20 protein-coding genes and 1 tRNA gene are annotated in these 18,658 nt (G+C 68.1%); 10 read left to right on the top strand and 11 right to left on the bottom strand.

Features of this window, described 5'->3' with window-relative positions:
• The first annotated feature begins 26 nt into the window (after nucleotides 1–26).
• Nucleotides 27–1,244 carry an acetyl-CoA C-acetyltransferase gene (locus tag CXQ96_RS14875; RefSeq protein ID WP_258059144.1) on the top strand — a complete coding sequence of 406 codons (1,218 nt, stop codon included), beginning with the start codon at nucleotides 27–29 and terminating at the stop codon, nucleotides 1,242–1,244.
• Nucleotides 1,245–1,359: 115 nt separating this feature from the next.
• Here CXQ96_RS14875 and rplL read toward each other — a convergent pair whose 3' ends face one another.
• From rplL to CXQ96_RS14840, 7 genes are all read right to left on the bottom strand, one after another.
• Entirely contained in the window at nucleotides 1,360–1,740 is a 381-nt protein-coding gene (rplL, locus tag CXQ96_RS14870) for a 50S ribosomal protein L7/L12 (RefSeq protein ID WP_104118797.1), read from the bottom strand.
• Between the two features lie 57 nt (nucleotides 1,741–1,797).
• Entirely contained in the window at nucleotides 1,798–2,397 is a 600-nt protein-coding gene (rplJ, locus tag CXQ96_RS14865) for a 50S ribosomal protein L10 (RefSeq protein ID WP_104118796.1), read from the bottom strand.
• A 364-nt stretch (nucleotides 2,398–2,761) separates the two neighbouring features.
• Nucleotides 2,762–3,466 (bottom strand): 50S ribosomal protein L1, encoded by a 705-nt coding sequence (rplA, locus tag CXQ96_RS14860; protein ID WP_104118795.1) that lies wholly within the window; start codon nucleotides 3,464–3,466, stop codon nucleotides 2,762–2,764.
• Between the two features lie 149 nt (nucleotides 3,467–3,615).
• The gene (gene rplK, locus CXQ96_RS14855) at nucleotides 3,616–4,047 is read right to left on the bottom strand and encodes a 50S ribosomal protein L11 (protein ID WP_104118794.1); all 432 of its coding nucleotides are present in this window, start codon (nucleotides 4,045–4,047) and stop codon (nucleotides 3,616–3,618) included.
• A 122-nt stretch (nucleotides 4,048–4,169) separates the two neighbouring features.
• On the bottom strand, nucleotides 4,170–4,976 hold the full coding sequence (nusG, locus tag CXQ96_RS14850; protein ID WP_308662980.1) for a transcription termination/antitermination protein NusG: 807 nt from the start codon (nucleotides 4,974–4,976) through the stop codon (nucleotides 4,170–4,172).
• 202 nt (nucleotides 4,977–5,178) lie between these two features.
• Nucleotides 5,179–5,436 (bottom strand): preprotein translocase subunit SecE, encoded by a 258-nt coding sequence (secE, locus tag CXQ96_RS14845; protein WP_181036492.1) that lies wholly within the window; start codon nucleotides 5,434–5,436, stop codon nucleotides 5,179–5,181.
• Between the two features lie 153 nt (nucleotides 5,437–5,589).
• Nucleotides 5,590–5,662, bottom strand: a tRNA-Trp gene (locus CXQ96_RS14840).
• Nucleotides 5,663–6,020: 358 nt separating this feature from the next.
• Between CXQ96_RS14840 and CXQ96_RS14835 the strand changes: the two genes are divergently transcribed.
• A complete protein-coding gene (locus CXQ96_RS14835) occupies nucleotides 6,021–7,256 on the top strand; it encodes a pyridoxal phosphate-dependent aminotransferase (protein WP_104118791.1) in 1,236 nt (411 codons plus the stop codon).
• 58 nt (nucleotides 7,257–7,314) lie between these two features.
• Here CXQ96_RS14835 and CXQ96_RS14830 read toward each other — a convergent pair whose 3' ends face one another.
• Nucleotides 7,315–7,995, bottom strand: coding sequence for a response regulator transcription factor (locus CXQ96_RS14830; RefSeq protein WP_308662964.1), 681 nt, complete (start codon nucleotides 7,993–7,995; stop codon nucleotides 7,315–7,317).
• 87 nt (nucleotides 7,996–8,082) lie between these two features.
• Nucleotides 8,083–9,411 (bottom strand): ATP-binding protein, encoded by a 1,329-nt coding sequence (locus CXQ96_RS14825; RefSeq protein WP_104118790.1) that lies wholly within the window; start codon nucleotides 9,409–9,411, stop codon nucleotides 8,083–8,085.
• 124 nt (nucleotides 9,412–9,535) lie between these two features.
• Between CXQ96_RS14825 and CXQ96_RS14820 the strand changes: the two genes are divergently transcribed.
• From CXQ96_RS14820 to CXQ96_RS14805, 4 genes are all read left to right on the top strand, one after another.
• A complete protein-coding gene (locus tag CXQ96_RS14820; RefSeq protein WP_104118789.1) occupies nucleotides 9,536–11,182 on the top strand; it encodes a PspC domain-containing protein in 1,647 nt (548 codons plus the stop codon).
• Entirely contained in the window at nucleotides 11,179–11,490 is a 312-nt protein-coding gene (locus tag CXQ96_RS14815) for a hypothetical protein (protein WP_104118788.1), read from the top strand. Before CXQ96_RS14820 ends, CXQ96_RS14815 begins: the two co-directional genes overlap by 4 nt.
• 39 nt (nucleotides 11,491–11,529) lie before the next feature.
• Nucleotides 11,530–11,775, top strand: coding sequence for a PspC domain-containing protein (locus tag CXQ96_RS14810; protein WP_104118787.1), 246 nt, complete (start codon nucleotides 11,530–11,532; stop codon nucleotides 11,773–11,775).
• Nucleotides 11,776–11,857: 82 nt separating this feature from the next.
• The gene (locus CXQ96_RS14805) at nucleotides 11,858–12,664 is read left to right on the top strand and encodes a carotenoid biosynthesis protein (protein WP_181036491.1); all 807 of its coding nucleotides are present in this window, start codon (nucleotides 11,858–11,860) and stop codon (nucleotides 12,662–12,664) included.
• Between the two features lie 62 nt (nucleotides 12,665–12,726).
• On the opposite strand, the gene CXQ96_RS14800 is transcribed toward CXQ96_RS14805, so the two are convergent.
• Nucleotides 12,727–14,154 (bottom strand): NAD(P)/FAD-dependent oxidoreductase, encoded by a 1,428-nt coding sequence (locus CXQ96_RS14800; RefSeq protein ID WP_104118785.1) that lies wholly within the window; start codon nucleotides 14,152–14,154, stop codon nucleotides 12,727–12,729.
• Complete coding sequence (locus CXQ96_RS14795; RefSeq protein ID WP_258059143.1) at nucleotides 14,151–15,017, bottom strand: UbiA family prenyltransferase; 867 nt, start codon at nucleotides 15,015–15,017, stop codon at nucleotides 14,151–14,153. The genes CXQ96_RS14800 and CXQ96_RS14795 overlap by 4 nt, the downstream gene beginning before the upstream one ends.
• 243 nt (nucleotides 15,018–15,260) lie before the next feature.
• Here CXQ96_RS14795 and CXQ96_RS14790 point away from each other — a divergent pair, with 243 nt between their 5' ends.
• The 4 genes from CXQ96_RS14790 (at nucleotide 15,261) to CXQ96_RS14775 (ending at nucleotide 18,579) form a co-directional block, all read left to right on the top strand.
• A complete protein-coding gene (locus CXQ96_RS14790; protein ID WP_104118784.1) occupies nucleotides 15,261–16,286 on the top strand; it encodes a 6-phosphofructokinase in 1,026 nt (341 codons plus the stop codon).
• 4 nt (nucleotides 16,287–16,290) lie between these two features.
• Nucleotides 16,291–17,013, top strand: coding sequence for a GNAT family N-acetyltransferase (locus tag CXQ96_RS14785; RefSeq protein WP_104118783.1), 723 nt, complete (start codon nucleotides 16,291–16,293; stop codon nucleotides 17,011–17,013).
• Nucleotides 17,014–17,186: 173 nt separating this feature from the next.
• Complete coding sequence (locus CXQ96_RS14780; RefSeq protein ID WP_181036490.1) at nucleotides 17,187–18,140, top strand: DUF368 domain-containing protein; 954 nt, start codon at nucleotides 17,187–17,189, stop codon at nucleotides 18,138–18,140.
• A gap of 91 nt (nucleotides 18,141–18,231) precedes the next feature.
• Complete coding sequence (locus CXQ96_RS14775) at nucleotides 18,232–18,579, top strand: AI-2E family transporter (RefSeq protein WP_104118781.1); 348 nt, start codon at nucleotides 18,232–18,234, stop codon at nucleotides 18,577–18,579.
• Nucleotides 18,580–18,658 lie beyond the last annotated feature (79 nt).

The raw sequence follows: 18,658 nt of genomic DNA, 5'->3' as shown, positions 1-18,658 counted from the left end.
AATCTGGTAGCGGCACCATTTCAACGATGAAAGAGAGTTCCGCCATGGCGACACCCACGCCGACCCCCGATGACGTCGTCATCGTCGGAGGCGCCCGCACACCCCTCGGGCGCCTCAACGGGCAGCTTGCCTCCTTCACGGCCGTCGAACTCGGCGGCCTCGCCATCGCAGGAGCGCTCGACCGGGCAGGTGTCGAACCCGCTGTGGTGGACGCCGTCATCATGGGCCACGTCGTCCAGGCCGGGTGCGGCCAGAACCCCGCACGGCAGTCCGCGGTCAGGGCGGGCATCCCCTGGAACGTCCCCGCAGTCACCGTGAACAAGGTCTGCTTGTCGGGGCTCACGGCCGTGATCGACGCCGCCCGTTTGATCCGCGGCGGTGAAGCGCGGGTCGTCGTCGCGGGCGGGCAGGAATCGATGACCAGGGGGCCGCACCTGCTGCCCGGCTCACGCCAGGGCTGGACCTACGGGTCCGTCCAGGCGCTCGACGCGGTGGCACACGACGGGCTCACCGACGCCTTCGACGGCGACTCGATGGGAGCATCGACCGAACGCGGCAACGTCCGCCTCGAGATCGACCGCACAGCCCAGGACACGGTCGCCGCGGCTTCGCACCAGCGCGCGGCCGCGGCAACGGATGACGGCGTGCTGGTGGAGGAGATCATCCCGGTCACCGTTCCGCAGCGCAAGGGCGACGACGTCGTGCTGACAGCGGACGAGGGGATACGGCCCGCGACGACGGTCGAATCGCTCGCGAAGCTGCGCCCGGCATTCAATCCCGACGGCGCCATCACGGCGGGCAATTCATCTCCGCTGTCTGACGGTGCCGCTGCGCTCGTCGTGACGACGCGCTCCTACGCGGAGGAAGCCGGCCTGCCCGTGCTGGCCGTCGTCGGACGGCCGGGCCAGGTCGCCGGCCCCGACAACACCCTGCACTCCCAGCCGTCCGCCGCCATCCGGCAGGCACTTTCCCGAGCGGGCTGGGCCACGACGGACCTCGACTTCATCGAGATCAATGAAGCCTTCGGCTCCGTGGCCGTGCAGTCGTTGAAGGACCTCGACTATCCGCTCGAGAAATGCAACATACACGGCGGTGCGATCGCCCTCGGTCACCCGATCGGAGCCTCGGGCGCGCGGCTCGCCCTGCATGCGGCGATGGAACTCGCGCGTCGCGGCAGCGGGAAGGCTGCCGTCAGCCTCTGCGGGGGCGGCGGCCAGGGCGAAGCCCTGTTGCTGTGGCGTTGACAGGTCCACCCGTCCTCCTGCACGCCTGACGACGAAAGAGCCCCGCTTCGCGAGAAGCGGGGCTCTTTCGGACTGCAGCGGACGCGGCGCGAGCCGCCCCGTCGGCAGAAAGGTGTTACTTGAGGGTAACGGTGGCGCCGGCAGCCTCGAGGGACTCCTTGGCCTTCTCTGCGGCTTCCTTGGTTGCACCCTCGAGGACGGCCTTGGGAGCGCTGTCGACAACGTCCTTGGCTTCCTTCAGGCCCAGCGAGGTGAGCGCGCGGACTTCCTTGATCACTGCGATCTTCTTGTCGCCGGCAGCCTCGAGGATGACGTCGAATGCGGTCTGCTCCTCTTCGGCGGCTTCGCCGGCTCCGCCACCGGCGGGGCCTGCAACTGCAACAGCAGCAGCGGTGACATCGAAGGTCTCCTCGAACAGCTTTACGAAGTCCGAGAGTTCAATGATGGACAGTTCCTTGAAAGCTTCAATGAGCTCTTCGTTGGTGAGCTTCGCCATGGGAGGCGTCCTTCCTTTAGTGGTGCTCTGCACCGGAGTGTGTGGATCGAAGGGAAACTAGTTCGCTTCGGGTGCTACGGCTTCCTCGGCGGGAGCCTCCGCGGTGGCCTCTGCGGGAGCAGCGCCTTCCTCGGCAGCAGGAGCATCAGCGTCGGCTGCAGGTGCAGCGCCGCTCTCCTCCTCGAGCTTGATGCGCAATGCATCGACGGTACGAGCCAGGGCGGACATCGGCGCCTTGAGGACACCGGCCACCCGGGCGAGCTGGAGTTCGCGCGACTCGAGGGCTGCCAGGGCAACGACCTCGGATGCATTGAGGGGCTTGCCCTCGAAGATTCCAGTCTTGATGACGAGCTTCGGGTTGGCTTTCGCGAAATCCGTGAGGCTCTTGGCCGCAGCAACGGCGTCACCCTTGATGAAGGCGATCGCGGTGGGTCCGGAGAGCTGGCCATCGAACGCGTCGATGCCGGCTTCCTTAGCCGCGATGCCGGTCAAGGTGTTCTTGACGACGGAGAACTTGTTGTCCGCGCCAAGGGCACGGCGCAGTTCCTTGAGCTGAGCAACAGTGAGCCCGCGGTATTCGGTCAGGACAGCAGCGGTGGAATCCTTGAAATCGGTAGTGATCTCGTCCACTGCAGAAACCTTTGTTGGCGTTGCCATAACCCTCCTTCCGGGGATATGCGCCGGCTTTCCAGCTCCAATAAAAAACGCCCCGCGCAGATGCACGGGGCTTTGCTCGACACGGGCAACAACCCATGGAGAGGAGCTTCGTTCACCTGCGTAGGCCGTCCCTCACGGGAACTTTCGGATCCTGCTCCTTCTTCCCCGCCGCGCACGGGTGCACTGCTGGAAAGTGGAGGTGGACCGACCGACGGTCTTTGGTAGTTAAAGACTACGGGACTCACCGATCCCTACCAAATCGGCGCCCGAACTCGGAGCTGCCAGGCACTGTGCCGCAGCACGACGACGAAGAAGCCCCGCGGCACAGACCGCGGGGCTTCAGGGGTCATGCCGATGCAGGGAACTATCCGGCGAAAACCTTCGTGACGTTCGGGTCGACGGAGATGCCGGGACCGAAGGTGGTCGAGACCGTAGCCTTCTGGATGTAGCGGCCCTTCGAAGCCGAGGGCTTCAGGCGGAGGATCTCCTCGAGCGCTGCAGCGTAGTTCTCGCCCAGCTTCTGCTCGTCGAAGGAGACCTTGCCGATGATGAAGTGGAGGTTGGAGTGCTTGTCGACGCGGAAGTCGATCTTGCCGCCCTTGATGTCGGTGACAGCCTTCGCCACATCTGCCGTGACAGTACCGGTCTTGGGGTTCGGCATCAGGTTGCGGGGGCCGAGGATCTTTCCGAGGCGTCCCACCTTGCCCATCAGGTCGGGGGTGGCGACCGCTGCGTCGAAGTCGGTCCAGCCGCCGGAAACCTTCTCGATCATGTCGTCGGAACCGACGAAGTCAGCACCGGCCGCAATGGCCGCTTCCGCCTTCTCGCCTGTTGCGAAGACCAGGACACGGGCGGTCTTGCCGGTGCCGTGGGGAAGGTTGACGGTCCCGCGAACCATCTGGTCAGCCTTGCGGGGGTCCACTCCGAGACGGAGCGACACCTCGACGGTGGCGTCGAACGTCGAAGGGTTGGTCTCCTTCGCGAGGACTACCGCCTCGAGGGGCGCGTACTGCTTGTCCGCCTCGATCTTCGCGGCAGCTCCCTTGTATGCTTTGCTGCGCTGTGCCATCTGCTTGTTCTCCTTATGCAGTCGTGGTCGTCGGACCGCGCTGGGCCCTGCCACTCACGACGTCGACCGCGCGATGCGGCGTCGTCGTGCTGTGAATTGGTGGTGTGCCCTGTCCGGGTATGCCGGACCGGGCGTTGGTGAGGCTGGTACTAGCCCTCGACCGTGATGCCCATGGAGCGGGCGGTGCCGGCGATGATCTTCGCGGCGGCCTGGACGTCGTTGGCGTTGAGGTCTTCCATCTTCATGGTGGCGATCTCCTCGACCTGGGCGTTGGTCAGCTTCGCCACCTTGACGGTGTGAGGCGTACCGGATCCCTTGGCGACACCGGCTGCCTTCTTGATCAGCTCGGCTGCCGGCGGGGTCTTGGTGATGAAGGTGAACGAGCGATCCTCGTACACCGTGATCTCCACGGGGATGACGTTTCCGCGCTGGGATTCCGTGGCGGCGTTGTATGCCTTGCAGAATTCCATGATGTTGACACCGTGCTGACCGAGCGCGGGACCGATGGGAGGAGCCGGGTTGGCGGCGCCTGCATTGATCTGCAGCTTGATGAGGCCGGTGACTCTTTTCTTGGGGGCCATGAAAGGGTCCTTCTCTTGCATTGCGTTCCCACGGGACAGGAGCGTCCTGCGGGGTGGTGGCCATCATGGCGTGATGGCCGGACGGCGCTTCCCGACCAAGCACGCCGGGAGGCGTCGAAGCTTTACTGAATCTTGGTGACCTGGTTGTACGAGAGCGTGACCGGGGTCTCGCGCTCGAAGATCGAGACGAGCACGACGAGCTGCTGCGACTCGTGCTTGATCTCGGAGATCGTCGCAGGCAGGGTCTCGAAGGGACCCTCGTTGACGGTGACCGACTCGCCCACCTCGAAGTTGACGGTGGCAGGCGTGAACTGCGGCTGAACGGGCTTGCCCGACTCCGCGTCCGTGTGCACGATCGTGTGCTCGAGCATCGAGAACACCTCGGAGAGGCTCAGCGGAACCGGGTTGTGGGCATTGCCCACGAATCCCGTGACGCCGGGCGTGTGGCGGACAGCACCCCAGGACTCATCGGTGAGTTCCATGCGGACCAGGACGTAACCGGGGATGCGGACGCGGTTGACGATCTTCCGCGTCGTGTTCTTGATCTCGACGACCTCCTCCATCGGGACCTGGATCTCGAAGATGTAATCTTCCATGTCCAGGGTCTGGATGCGGGTCTCGAGGTTCGCCTTCACGCGGTTCTCGTAGCCTGCGTAGGAGTGGATGACGTACCAGTCACCCTCCTGGCGGCGGAGCTTGGCCTTGAACGCCGCGACGGGATCCTCCGCGGGGGCTTCCGCTGCGGCGGCCTCGTCGCTCTCGGAGCCGGCGGCCTCGTCGACGGCTTCCGTCGCCGTCGCCACGATCTCGTCGGCATCTGCGTCGGCCTCGTCGGCCTGCACCTCCGCATCGTCCGCGAGGAGTCCGTCCTCGGCGGCGACATCGGTTGCGGCGGGGTATTCGGACGACTCGGAATCGTCAGCAGGCACGTCGAGGTCGGAGGCTTCCACATCCGCCTCCGTTCCGTACTCCTCGTTCTCCAGACCATCTTCGGAAGTGATCTGCCGTTCGAGTTCTTGCTCGGACACCTAGCCGCCTGCTTTCTGACATTCTTCAGGGTTGTCTTGCTTGCCTGTACTCAACCCGACACCACAACAACGGCACCGGAACGTGCATTCCCCCGGGAAGGGGTCAGTTCTCGCCGAAGACCCACACCGCGCCGGCCCCGAACAGGAGGTCCAGAGCGGTCACGAGGAGCATCATGATGACCACGAAGATGAGGACGGTGATGGTGAACCTGACCAGCTCCCGGCGGGTTGGCGTGACGACCTTCCCGAGCTCCGCGAGGACCTGGCGGATGAACAGCATGATGCGCCCGAAGAACCCGCGCTGAGGAGCCTTCTTCTCGGAGGGGCTTCCCTTGGAGCTGCTCGCAGCCGTATCGGTCACCGTCAACCTCATCAATCTGTGTGGTGTTCCAGCCGGACCACCAGTGGCGCCCCCAGCTGATCATGTTTACCGCCGCGCGGGGCCTGTGCCTGCGCCGGGGCTTCGTGATCTGTTTCTGCCGTGCCTTCGCCATCCATCCGCGAAGGCCACGCGCAGGGCAGACAGGACTCGAACCTGCAACCTGCGGTTTTGGAGACCGCTGCGCTACCAATTGCGCCACTACCCTTTGGTTTTGAACCGGTACAGCTTCCACTCCGGACGGGCCGGTGAGGGCACGAACCATCATGGTGTTTCAACACCGAGGAACAAGTCTACGCATTCACCGCCGGAACGTCGAACCGAGGAGCCGGGCGGGAGTCCACGAGGCATACCGCGACGTCCGTCCGGTCGCCGCTCCTTGGGTCACCGCGGTCCCGGGTGTCACCCGGCACGCGTCACTTCCCCTGTCGCCGTACCTTCCGCGCGTCACGCGTGGCCGGTGCGCGGCTCCCGGCCCGAGCCGCAGGGCAGCGCCTCATTCCGGCCCGAACACGCCCAGCACCTAAGCTGGAAGCTGACACGACACCGCCAGTGAACGGGACCCGATGAACACGACGACCGATGACTCCATCCGAGCAGCCCTCCCGCGGATCTCCCGCCGGATCGACTCCATCGCGGAGTCGGCGACGCTGGCCGTCGATGCGAAGGCCAAGGCCCTGAAGGCGGCAGGGCGGCCGGTCATCGGTTTCGGCGCGGGCGAACCGGATTTCCCGACTCCCGGATACATCGTCGAAGCGGCGATCGAAGCCGCGCGCCAGCCGAGGTTCCACCGCTACTCCCCAGCCGGAGGGCTGCCGGAGCTCAAGCAGGCCATTGCCGAGAAGACGCTGCGCGACTCCGGTTATGCCGTCGATCCCGCGCAGGTCCTCGTGACCAACGGCGGCAAGCAGGCCGTGTACGAGTCCTTCGCGGCTCTTCTCGATCCAGGCGACGAAGTCCTCGTGCCGACTCCGTTCTGGACCACGTATCCCGAGGCCATCCGGCTCGCCGGTGGAGTACCCGTGGAGGTCTTCGCCGGTCCCGAGCAGGGCTACCTGGTCACTGTCGACCAGCTCGAGGCCGCGCTGACCGCCCGCACCAAGGTGCTGCTGTTCGTATCGCCGTCCAACCCCACCGGAGCCGTCTACGGCGCGGACGCGGTCCGCGAGATCGGGGAATGGGCCGCCGCACGCGGGCTCTGGGTCGTCACGGACGAGATCTACGAGCACCTGACCTACGACGGTGTTCCCTTCACCTCGATCGCAACGGCGGCTCCCTCCCTCGGCGACAAGGTGGTCATCCTCAACGGTGTCGCGAAGACCTACGCGATGACCGGATGGCGCGTGGGCTGGATGATCGGCCCGAAGGACCTCATCAAGGCCTCGACGAACCTGCAGTCGCATGCGACGTCGAACGTCTCGAACGTCCCGCAGATGGCAGCGCTCGCGGCGGTCTCCGGTCCACTGACCGCCGTCGACGAGATGAAGGTGGCGTTCGACCGCCGCCGTCGTGCGATGGTCTCCGCCCTGAACGCGATCGAGGGCGTCGAGTGCCCCACTCCGCACGGTGCCTTCTACGCCTACGCGGACGTGCGTGCCCTTCTCGGGCGCAGCTTCGGGGGCGTCGCACCGGCGACCTCCGCCGAGCTCGCCGCGCTGATCCTCGAGAAGGTCGAGGTCGCCGTCGTGCCCGGCGAGGCTTTCGGCCCGAGCGGATACCTCCGGCTGTCCTACGCGCTCGGCGACGAGGACCTCGCCACGGGCGTCGGGCGCCTGCAGGAGTTCCTCGGCTCCGCCCACTGACGTCCACCGACGTCCACCGACGGCTGCGGTACCGGCGGCTGCTGCGGTACCGGCCGGGTCAGAGCAGCTTGCGCTCCGTGGCCCAGCGCGTGAGTTCGTGGCGCGAGGACAGCTGGAGTTTCCGGAGCACCGCGGACACGTGTGTCTCGACGGTCTTCACGGAGATGAAGAGTTCCTTCGCCGTCTCCTTGTAGCTGTAGCCGCGTGCGATCAGCCGCATGACCTCCAGCTCCCGCGCGGAGAGTCGGTCGAGCTCGTCGTCGACGGCGACGGAAGCCGTTCCGAAGGCATCGAGGACGAAGCCGGCCAGTCGCGGCGAGAACACGGCGTCGCCTGAGGAGATGCGCTGCACGGCGTCGGTGATCTCGGGTCCTGAGATCGTCTTGGTGACATAGCCGCGGGCCCCTGCACGGATGACGGCGACGACGTCCTCCGCCGAATCGGAGACGCTCAGGGCGAGGAACCGGGACCGCGTTCCCCGGGTAGTGCACCGGTGGATCACTTCCGCGCCGCCCCCTCCGCGACCTCCCGGAAGGTGCACGTCGAGGAGCACGACGTCGGGCTCCGTAGAGCTGATCACCGCCTCCGCCTCCTCCACCGTCGCCGCCTCGCCGAGGACGCGGATCGACGGGCCCAGCGCCGCACGGAGGCCGGAGCGGAAGATGGCGTGATCGTCGACGATGACCACGGTGACGATCACCGGTGCTGCCTCGTCCACCGATTCGTTCTGGCTGTCCACGTCTCCCTCTCCTGGCCGCCCTGCGACCGTCCGCCCCTGTCGCGCCCATAGTTCTCCGCCGTTGCGGCGGCAGTCCGTCACGCCAGCCTAGACGCCGTTCCGGGCAGGCCTGGGCAGACGGAGGCGCACCTCGGTGCCGGCCTCGTCACTGCGGAGCTCCGAAGAGCCACCGTGCCGGCGCATCCTGCTGTGGATGGATTCGCGGATCCCCAGGCGATCTGCCGGCACCGCGTTCGGATCGAAGCCTTCGCCCCTGTCCCGGATGAACACCTCGACGGCGTCGGTACCGGCCTCGAGATAGACGGAGACCGCGACCCCCGCATGTTTGGCGGCGTTGAGCATCGCTTCCCTCGCCGCCTGCGCCAGAGCGTCCTCCGCCGGGCCCAGGACGGCGTCTCCCACGGCCACGACTGCGACAGGATGCCCGTAGAGGTCCTCGATCTCGCCCGCCATGACGCGCAGCCGCTCAGCGAGGCTGCCGGGGTCCTTCGCCGGGTCGGCGAAGAGCCACTGGCGCAATTCGCGCTCCTGCGCCCGCGCCAACCGCAGCACATCCGTCTCGGAATCCGCCCGGTTCTGGATCAGCGCGAGGGTCTGCAGCACGGAGTCGTGCAGGTGCGCAGCGATCTCCGCGCGCTCCGTCTCACGGACCCGGGCCGCACGCTCCGCCTCGAGGTCACGCCACAACGTGAGGCCCCACGGTGCGAGGACGAGGGCGACCCCGGCGAGGACGGCGAGCACCGCCACGACCGTGGCCATCGTCAACGTCCACGAGCCGGTGCTCGACAGCGCGACGAGGACGCCTGCGACCACGAGCACGATGCCCGCGAGGAGGCGCAGTGTTCCGCCGGCCCGTCCCGCTCCCGCCCTGTTCATGACCCGGACCCGTCGCACCTCGTCGAGTTGCGACCATGCCAGAGCTGCTCCCGTGGCCACGACGGCGATCGGAACGAAGAAACCCCAGTTGACCTGCACTCCGAGCAGTTGCACCACGAGCACCGCCGCCGCGAGCAGCAACCCCGTTCCGAACAGGATCTCCCGTCGACCCGCGCGCAGCGTCCGATCATCCAGCCCTTCCGGATCGAAGGGACCCGGCTCCGGCGAAAGGGACGCGCCGGCGGCCGGCGCCTGTCCAGTGTCCCTGGCCGCAGCACTGCCGTCGGACGGGGCGGGCGTCCCGACGTCGTGCATGAAGGCTGCCGGCCCGGTCTGCCGCCCTGCCTGTGCCGCCTTGTCCGCGGCGGTCGGCACGAAGATCCAGAGCCAGGCGTACAGGAGCACTCCTGCTCCCGAGGCGAGGGTCAACAGCGCCATCCCGATGCGGACCCAGGAGGGCTTGATCCCCAGATGGACCGCGAGTCCGGCGCAGACACCGGCTATCACGCCGTCGGATCTGCGCAGCAGCGGGGGTCTCATGTCCTCATCAAAACATGCACCTACAGGGTGGGAGCTCCTCCCGGAGCAGATTCAGGGGGCGCTCAGGGTTCAATCAGGGTTCGCCCCGATAGCCGCGCCGGACCGTCGAGTGAAGGATTGAGGCATGACATCAGCACCAACACCAGGCGAGCCGTCCTGGCAGCACGATCCGGCCACACCCGCTCCTGCGGATCCTCCCGCGTCATCGTCGTTCTTCCGTTGGATCCGAGGCCTCGACATCACCAGGGCCCCCGATCGCTGGGTCGGCGGAGTGTCGGGCGGCGTAGCCCGCCGCACGGGGCTCGACCTGGCCCTGGTGCGCGGCATCATCGTGATCCTCGCGGTCTTCGGCGGCATCGGCGTGCTGCTGTACGGGCTCGCCTGGGCCCTGCTTCCGGAACCGGACGGACGCATCCACGTCGAGCAGGCCGGCCGCGGATCCTGGACGTCCGGCCTCACCGGAGCCGCAGCGCTCGTGGCGATCGGTCTCTGGCGCCCGAACCTGCCGTTCCTCGGCGAGGGCGGTGCCGGCGGCCTCCTGTGGACGCTGTTCTGGATCGGCGCCGTCGTCCTGTTCGTGTACTGGATCATCAACCGGTCCGGCAGCGGCCGCACCGTGCACGGAGCACCAGGCGGTCCGCAGGACGTCGGCGGAGGCCCTGCCGGCCCACCCCACAGTCACGGAGGGCCAGCGGCCTTCCCGCCCGCGCCTTTCGGACCGGCGAGCCGGCCCGGGCCGCCCACGCCCGGTGAACGCATGGCCTTCACACCCTCCGCCGGCGCCCCAGCGAGCGGCACCGGATCAGCACTCCCCGGCACCGCGCCTGATGGGGACGACGGCGATCCAGACGTGGGCCGCGCGCGGGACGAGACGCTCGAGCAGAGGACCATTCCCCTGCCGCAGCATCCGGGAGCGCTGACTCAGCCCCTGCCCGCCTCCGCCCCCCTGCCCCACGACCCCGCCGGCACCGGGTGGACCGGCTCCTCGACGTGGGCAGGCTCGGGGTCGCAGTATCCGGCGCCAGGGTTCTACGGAGCGGGATCGCCGCCGTCCGGTTCCAGCCCGGGAACCGCCCGCCCCCGCCCCGCGCGGCCCTCCGGATCCGCGACGGCGCTCCTCGTCGGCGGAGCGGTCATCCTCGCGGCAACACTCCTGACGCTCGACTACCTGGACGTGCTGGACCTCCTGAATCCGGCAGTGGTCGCCCTCGCGGCGGCTGCGATCGTGCTCGCCCTCGGCGTCGTGGTACTCGGGGCTCGTGGTCGAACCTCCGGTCTTGTCGGTCTGACGGCGGCGCTCGCGACCATCGGTGCACTCGTCTCGTCCTTCACGATCGTGGGAGGGGCCTGGATTGTGGCGCAGGAGAACCGGACCACGCCGACGTCCTTGCGGGCAGCGGAGGGCGGTTACAGCATCATGGCGGCACACACGACGATCGACCTGACGGAGCTGCCCCGGCCGGCGAGTGACATCACGGTGCCGGTCAACTCCCTGGCCAGCGGCGTGACGGTGATCGTTCCGGAGGACGTCTTCGTACAGATCCGGACGCGCATGGCCCTCGGCAACGCCGAGGCGATCAGCGACGCTCCGCCGCTCGGCGAGTCCCGCTCCGAGTTCAGCGACCGGGAAGGACTGCTGCAGCTGAGCAACGGCGAGCTGAATCCTGATGCTGCCGGCGCAGCCCTGATTCTCGAGGTGCGGGGCGCGCTCAGCGACGTCTCGATCACCACCGCCCCCGGCACCGACACCCCCGCAGGAGACACACCATGAGCACTTCGATCACCGAGCAGAAGCGACGCCCGCGCGTCACCACGATCGTCTGGGGGGCCTTGATCCTCGCCATCGCCCTGCTCGTCCTCCTCAGCCAGTTCATCGCGCTGTCGATCGATCCGGTGGTGGTGGCACTCGGCCTGCTGATCGGTGTCGGGCTCGCCCTGGTCGCCGGAGGGATACTCTCCCTCCGCTCCCGGGCGACGGCCGACGGCGGAGGTACGGACCGATCAGCGAACGAAGCCGGGCGGGACGACGACAGCGACCACGACAGGGACCACGGCTCGGACACGACCGCATCCTACTGACCATCCCCACAAGCACAGACCACCAACGAAAGGCACACCATGCAGTCCTTCTACCGTTTCCTTCGCTCCTCCCCCATCAAGCGCGGTCCGGGAGGGATCCTCGGCGGCATCGCCTCGGGCATCGCACACCAGTACGGGTGGCGCGTGAGCTATGTACGCATCGCGATGCTCCTCAGCTTCCTCCTCCCGTTCATCGGTCTTCCCCTCTACCTGGTCCTGTGGCTCCTCCTGCCGACGACGGACGGCACCATCGCCCTGGAGAAGGTCGTGTCCGGGTCCCGGTGACGGATGACGAGCACAGGAAGGGCCATCCGCGCAGTCAGCGCGGATGGCCCTTCCTGCTGCATGACCTGCAAGGATGGATGCCGTGTCGAGAACCACCGCTCCCCGCAAAGTCCCGCGCCTGCTCATCGCGTCGTGCGCGTTCCTGTTCATCTCCGGATACTTTGTGGTGCGGTTTCCCGACGTGGAGGGCGCGAGCTACGCGTCGTACGCCTTCAACCTGCTGATCGCGCTGCCGGCGTTCATCGCGCTGGTCCGGCAGCTCGGCGCCGTGCGCGGGTCCGCGGCCCTCGTGGCAGTGTCGCTCTTCGGCTACCTGATCGAGGGACTCGGCGTCGCCACCGGAATGCCGTACGGCCGGTTCTACTACGGCGATCCCCTGGGTCCCACGATCCTCGGCCTCGTGCCGTACCTGCTGCCCCTGTCCTACGTACCCTTGGTCATCGGCGCCGTGGCCGTGGTGTCGGGTCACGGGACGACGCTGCGCAGGATCGTTCTCGGCGGCCTGCTGCTGGTCGTGATCGACGGCGTCCTGGATCCGGGCGCCGTGTCCCTCGGCTTCTGGATCTGGCCCGACAGCGGCCCGTACTACGGAGTGCCGCTCTCCAACTACGGCGGCTGGCTCATCTCGGGGCTCATCGCGTCCGCGCTCGTCACCTGGATCGGCGGCCGGCGTCTCACCGAGGTGCCGCTCCGGCCGGGCCTGCTCGACAGCCTGCTGGTCTCGATGTTCCTGTGGCTGGGCGTCTGCATCTTCTCGGGGCTCGTGTTTCCCGCCGTTCTCGCCGCTGCGCTGATCGTCCTCGTGGGGCGGCGTCGCCTGCAGCTCACGCGCGCGGCCACCACGGCACGCAGGGACGACGACCCCGTCCCGGCCGCTCCGCGATCCTGACACTCCGTGCCGGCGGCTCCGGTGGGACGAGTGACGCGCGCGATGCCCCAGCAGGCTCTCGATCAGGCGGCGGGACCGAGCCGGTCCAGTAGCTTCTGCGTCGACATCATCGCCCCGCCGAGCACGGCCGGCAGCCCTCCGCCCGGGTGGACGGACGCTCCGACGCGCCACAGCCACGGCCGCAGGGGATCCGAGTAGGGCGGAAGGTGGAACGGTCCGCTCAACCAGGCCGGACGCACCGCGCCGTACAGCGCCCCGCCGGCGGATCCGCGCTCGCCGAAGTACCCCGGGTCCAGGATCTCGTAGGTCTCGAAGTAGTCCTCGACGGGCTCCGGCAGTCCCAGCACGCGCGTCGTCCGGTCGAGTTCGCGCCGGACGAAGGGATCGTCGAGGGGATAGGTTCTCCCGTTGGCCGGCGCGGTGAGGAGCAGCGCCAGGGTCGGGGACGAGTTCGGGTAGACCCCGTTCGCCGGGTAGTAGTTGACGAAAGCCATCGTCTGCTCGGGTTCGTCGCCGGTCTCGAGCCGCGCGTACAACGCGGCTGGGTCGTCGGGCATGACGACGCCGTGGCGCGGCGTGCCCTCGGGCAGTGGCCGCGCCAGCACGGCGTAGATCCCGACGGCCGAGCAGGTGAGCTTCCCCGGCACACGTGGAGCGCGTCCGGACAACAGGGCGCCGAGGCGGTTGGCGTCGATGCCGCACACCACGGCGTCGGCCGGGTAGGTGCCCCCGGCCGTGGTGACCCGGCGTCGCGCGATGCGCTGCACGGGTTCACCCGTACGGATCTCGACGCCGGCGTCGACGGCAAGCCGTTCGAGCGCCAGTACCAGCTCGTAGACGCCGCCGTCGGGGATCCAGACGCCGTCGCTCGCCATGATCGCCGGCATGCTTGCGTACAGCGCGGGCGTCCTGGTGGGACTCACGCCCGCATTGAGCGTGTGGATCGCGATGACCTCCCGCAGCCCTTCCGGCAGCCAGTCCAGGCTGTCCAGGTAGCTGCGCGTCGTCAGCCTCCGGCCGTACAGCCCGGCGAGTTTCGCCAGCGCAGGATACGCCTTGGCCTCGAGCGGGCCGGTGGTGAGCAGTCGCGACACGTCCGCGCCCAGGATGCCGTGCTCAGCCGCGAAACGCGTCCATGCCTCGTGCCACGGGTGTCCCTCGGGCACCGGCAGCACGCACTCCTCCCCGCGGTAGTAGTAGGTGCCGACCTCCGGCAACCTCTCCAGCCGGAGGTCCGCGGTAGCCGCCGCACTACCGGAACCAGGGGGAGCGACGTCGTCGAGCCTCTGCAGGAAGTCCTGCCAGACGGCCGGGAAGGTGAACAACGACGGTCCGGTGTCCATCCGCTGCCCGGCGACGTCGATGCGCCGGCTCTTGCCTCCGACGTCGTCGGACGCCTCCAGCAGGGTGACGCTGTGACCCGCTCGCCCGAGCAGGGCAGCAGCGGTCAGGCCACCGATACCGCCACCGACGACGACGACACGGCTCACCGGTACAGGCCCAGCGTGAGGCCGACCACGAGCTGGACGCCTGCGACGGTGCCGGCCACGTAGGGGAACGCGATCGAGTACCGGTACAGCCGGTGCCCCGTCGCCGGCCGGGGGTCCCGGTAGAGGCCGACCAGGAGCCAGCCGGCGATCAGGGCATTCACCACGGCGACCGGGATGCTGACGAGGGCGAAGCACGCGGTGGAGAGTGCCCACCAGGCCCCGCTCCAGCCGACGACGCCGCGCACCCCGAGCCGGACCGCCGTCGTCGTGATGCCTACTGCCCTGTCCTCGTCGATGTCCTGGACGGCGTCGTACGTGTGCTTCGCGGCGCTCCAGGCCATGAGCCCGAGTGCCGCGGCCCAGACCGGCTCGTCGCCCAGCGCGTAGGGCACGAAGACGAGCGGCAGGGCGTAGGCCGCATTGCTGATCGAGTCCATGTACGCCCGGGCCTTGAAGCGCAGCGGCGGCGCAGAGTAGAAGACGAACACGACCGCGTAGAGCACAATCCACCCGAGCGCCACCGGCGGGAGGGTGAGGGCGAACCAGGCGAGGAACGGCAGGTTCGTGACGAGGACGGCGACCCAGATGGCCCGGACCTCGGAGGCCCTGATCCTTGCGCCCTCGAGCGAGCCCTTCCGCGGATTGAGGGCGTCCGTGTCCTGGTCGAAGATGTCATTGACGCCGTAGATGAGCAGGTTGAACGGCAGCGTGAGCCAGACCAGGAGCGCACACGCCTCCCACTGCCACAAAGAACCGACGAGCCACATGCTGACCACGCCGGTGCCCAGGGTATTGATCCAGAGGACCGGTCGGGAGATGGACACCATCCGCAGCGCCGCTGGCGCAAAACCTGCCTGGGGCACTGCTGTGTCCTCCTCGGACCTACGGGGTGGCGATCCGCGGGAGCTGCGTCCGCGTGCGCCGGATGGTGCCAGCCTACGTGGTCCGTAGCGGGGCGGACGGCCCGGGAACGACGAGTCCCCCCGGTGCGCCCGGCAGTGTGACGCAGTCGGGTGGGGAGTCCCGCGTGTGTCTAGAATCATAGTTGGGCCCGACGGTGTGCTCCTGATGAACCACCCACCCCTCGTCGAAGGAACCCACGCCCCATGAAGATCGGAATCCTCACCAGCGGCGGCGACTGCCCCGGGCTGAACGCCGTCATCCGCGGCGCGGTGCTCAAGGGCATCAAGACCCACGAGCAGGAGTTCGTGGGATTCCGCGACGGGTGGCGTGGCGTCGTCGAAGGCGACATCATCGACCTTCCCCGCCATGCGGTCAGGGGCATCTCGAAACAGGGCGGCACGATCCTCGGAACCTCGCGGACCAATCCCTTCGAGGGCAAGGGCGGTGCGGAGGCCATCAAGGAGAACCTCGACCGACTCGGCATCGACGCGATGATCGCGATCGGTGGAGAGGGCACGCTCGCGGCCGCCAAGCGCCTCACGGACCTGGGCCTGAAGATCGTCGGCGTCCCCAAGACCGTCGACAACGACCTCGACGCCACGGACTACACCTTCGGCTTCGACACGGCCGTGCAGATCGCCACCGAGGCCATCGACCGGCTCCGCACCACGGGCGAGTCACACAGCCGCTGCATGATCGCCGAGGTGATGGGCCGCCACGTCGGCTGGATCGCGCTGCACGCGGGCATGGCGTCCGGCGCGCATGCCATCCTGATCCCGGAACAGCAGACCAGCATCGAACAGATCGCCGAGTGGGTCTCGACGGCGAACGCCCGAGGACGTGCCCCACTCGTCGTCGTCGCGGAGGGGTTCGTGCCCTCGCACATGGAACAGGCCCACTCGGAGCGCGGGCTCGACACCTTCGGCCGCCCCCGTCTCGGTGGTATCGCGGACCAGCTGGCCCCGGAGCTCGAGGCACGAACGGGCATCGAGACCCGGGCCACGATCCTGGGCCACATCCAGCGCGGCGGAGTCCCGACGTCGTTCGACCGTGTGCTCGCCACGCGCCTCGGCATGGCCGCGGTCGACTCCGTCAAGGACGAGCTGTGGGGCACCATGGTCTCGCTCAACGGCACGGAGATCGCCCACGTCGGCTTCGAGGCGGCACTCGGCAACCTCAAGCGCGTTCCGCAGCACCGATACGACGAAGCTGCGATCCTCTTCGGCTGAGCTCGTGGAACTCGACCCGGGAACCGTCTCGATCATCCAGCTCGCCTGGTCGCGGCTGCTGGGGCTCGATGACGACGCACTTGCCGGCGGCGGCCCCGACCGCCTGTACAGCCTCGACGACGACGCATCCGTGCTGACCTTCGTCACCCTGTTCGGGCAGGAGGTGCTCAAGGGACCTGCGTGGGCCATCGACGCAGGGCGGAGCATGTCGGGGCTAGAGCTGCGCAGCCACTCGGCGCTGCTCACGCTCAGTCGCGGCCACGGGGGACGCGGTCTCGGTGAGGCGCAGCTGTACTTCTGCGACGACCTGCCACAGTTCGACGGACCGCCCGCCGTCGTGTCCCGTGAGCAGCTGCTCGTCCACGCGCTCGAGCGCAGGTGCCCGCCCGACGACGTGGCGGAGGCTGGCCTCGGCGGGGCCGAACACGCCTTCGTGCTGGTGGCCGAGGGCGACGACTCGGACAACGGGCAGCCGACGCCGCTTGCGGGCGCGGGGTATGACATCTGGGCGGGCATCCTGGCGCACACCGCCGTCATCACGCCGCCGGACGAACGACGCAAGGGATACGCGCAACGCATAGCCGCCGTCGCCGTCGAGGAAGCGATGGCTGCCGGCCTCGTCCCCCAATGGCGCGTGCGCACGGACAACACCGCCTCGCAGCGCACCGCCCGACGGGCGGGTTTCGCCTTCGCCGGGACACAGACCTCGGTCATCCTCGACGCCTGACAGCGTGCAGCGGGCCGGCGCGGAGGCAGTCCCTGCCCGAGCGACGCAGCAGCGGGTATCCGACTGTCAGCAACTTCCCAGCGAGTCACGGTCGGCCATCGATCATGTTACGGAACAGCAACCGTGCCCCCGATCGAGCCGTTCAACCGACGTCGGTTGTTAGCGTGGAACCGGTGAAATTCTCCCCTCGCCCCGCCTCACAGCCCGCGACCACACTCAGCTCGACCCTCGGCACCACGTTCTACGGGGCCCTGATCGGTCTGGTGGAGCTTGTCCCGGGGGTCTCCGGCGGTACTGTCGCACTGGTTCTCGGGGTGTTCGACCGTGTGGTCGCCTCGTCCAATCACCTCATCCGAGGCTTGGCGTGCATCGTCCTGCGACGCGACCGACAGGGTGCAGGACCTCGCCTGGCCGGTGTCGAGTGGACCCTGATCCTGCCCCTTGCCGTCGGCATGTTCCTGGCCCTGTTCGCCCTCTCGAAGCCCCTGCACACTTTCGTCGACACGCAGCCGACACTCTCCAGCGCCCTGTTCCTCGGAATGGTGGCGGCGAGCTTGCTGGTGCCCATCACCATGGCCCGGGACGCAGGTCCCTCGACCACGAGCTCGAGGGTTCTCGGGCCCGTCGCCGTATGTGCAGTTGCAGCTGTGGTGTTCGTGCTCCTGGGCCGCCCGTCACTCCAGGTCGAGGATCCGTCCGGGTGGGTCGTGGTCCTCAGCGGAACGGTCGCGGTCTGCGCCTTGGCCCTCCCCGGACTCTCGGGCTCCTTCATCCTCCTGACCCTCGGCATGTATGAGCCGACGCTCGAGGCGGTCAGCACCCGGGACGGTGGGTACTTGTTGCTCTTCATAGCTGGTGCCGTCCTCGGACTCGTCTCCGTGGTCCAGGCCCTCTCGTACCTGCTGCGCGTGCACCGGCGAGCAACCCTCCTGGTCGCGACTGGGCTTATCCTCGGCTCGCTCCGGGCACTGTGGCCCTGGCAGGACGGTGGCGCCCTCCTTGCACCCGACGACGCCTGGGCGGTCCCGCTGCTCGCGTGCGTGGGCGGTGCAGCCCTGGTCCTCCTGCTGTGGTGGCGTGAACACCGGTCAGTACGGGCCTCAACCCTGTCGATGAGCGCTCGGTGACGGCGACTCCACGCGACCTCCCGCCGAGCACACCGGCAATTCCGGGCTGCGGTGCGGTCCCGCAGCGGACCGGCTCCGTGGAAGGGCAGACATGACGGACGAACAGAAACCACCTTCGACCAGCGCCGATGAGGAACAGCGGGAAACGGTTCCCCCGCGTGCGATGCTGGGCGATATCCGTAGCGGAGCAGTACTCTCGGCAGCCGCGGCGACCACGGTTCTTGGCCTGCTGGTAGCAGTGAGCGGAGTGGGGTGGGCCGCAGCGAGCCTACTGTCCCAGGTCTCCTCCGGACTCGGAACGGTCGGGTCCGTGACCGTGACGGTGCTGCTGGCACTGGTCCTCACCTTCTTCTGCCTGAAGGACGGTGACCGCTTCTCCCGCTGGCTGCTCAGGTGGACGACCGGAATCGACCAGGATCGCCACGGGGGCTCCCGGTGAGTGATGGACGGATATGAGGCTGAGGAGTGCGCCGGTAGGATCAGACACCGTGTTTGCCGTGAACGCCGGAAAGACGAGC

Origin of the sequence: Arthrobacter sp. B1805 (genome assembly GCF_002929745.1) — a bacterium.
Taxonomy (GTDB): Bacteria; Actinomycetota; Actinomycetes; order Actinomycetales; family Micrococcaceae; genus Arthrobacter_D.
This window is presented reverse-complemented; position numbering and strand designations above follow the sequence as displayed.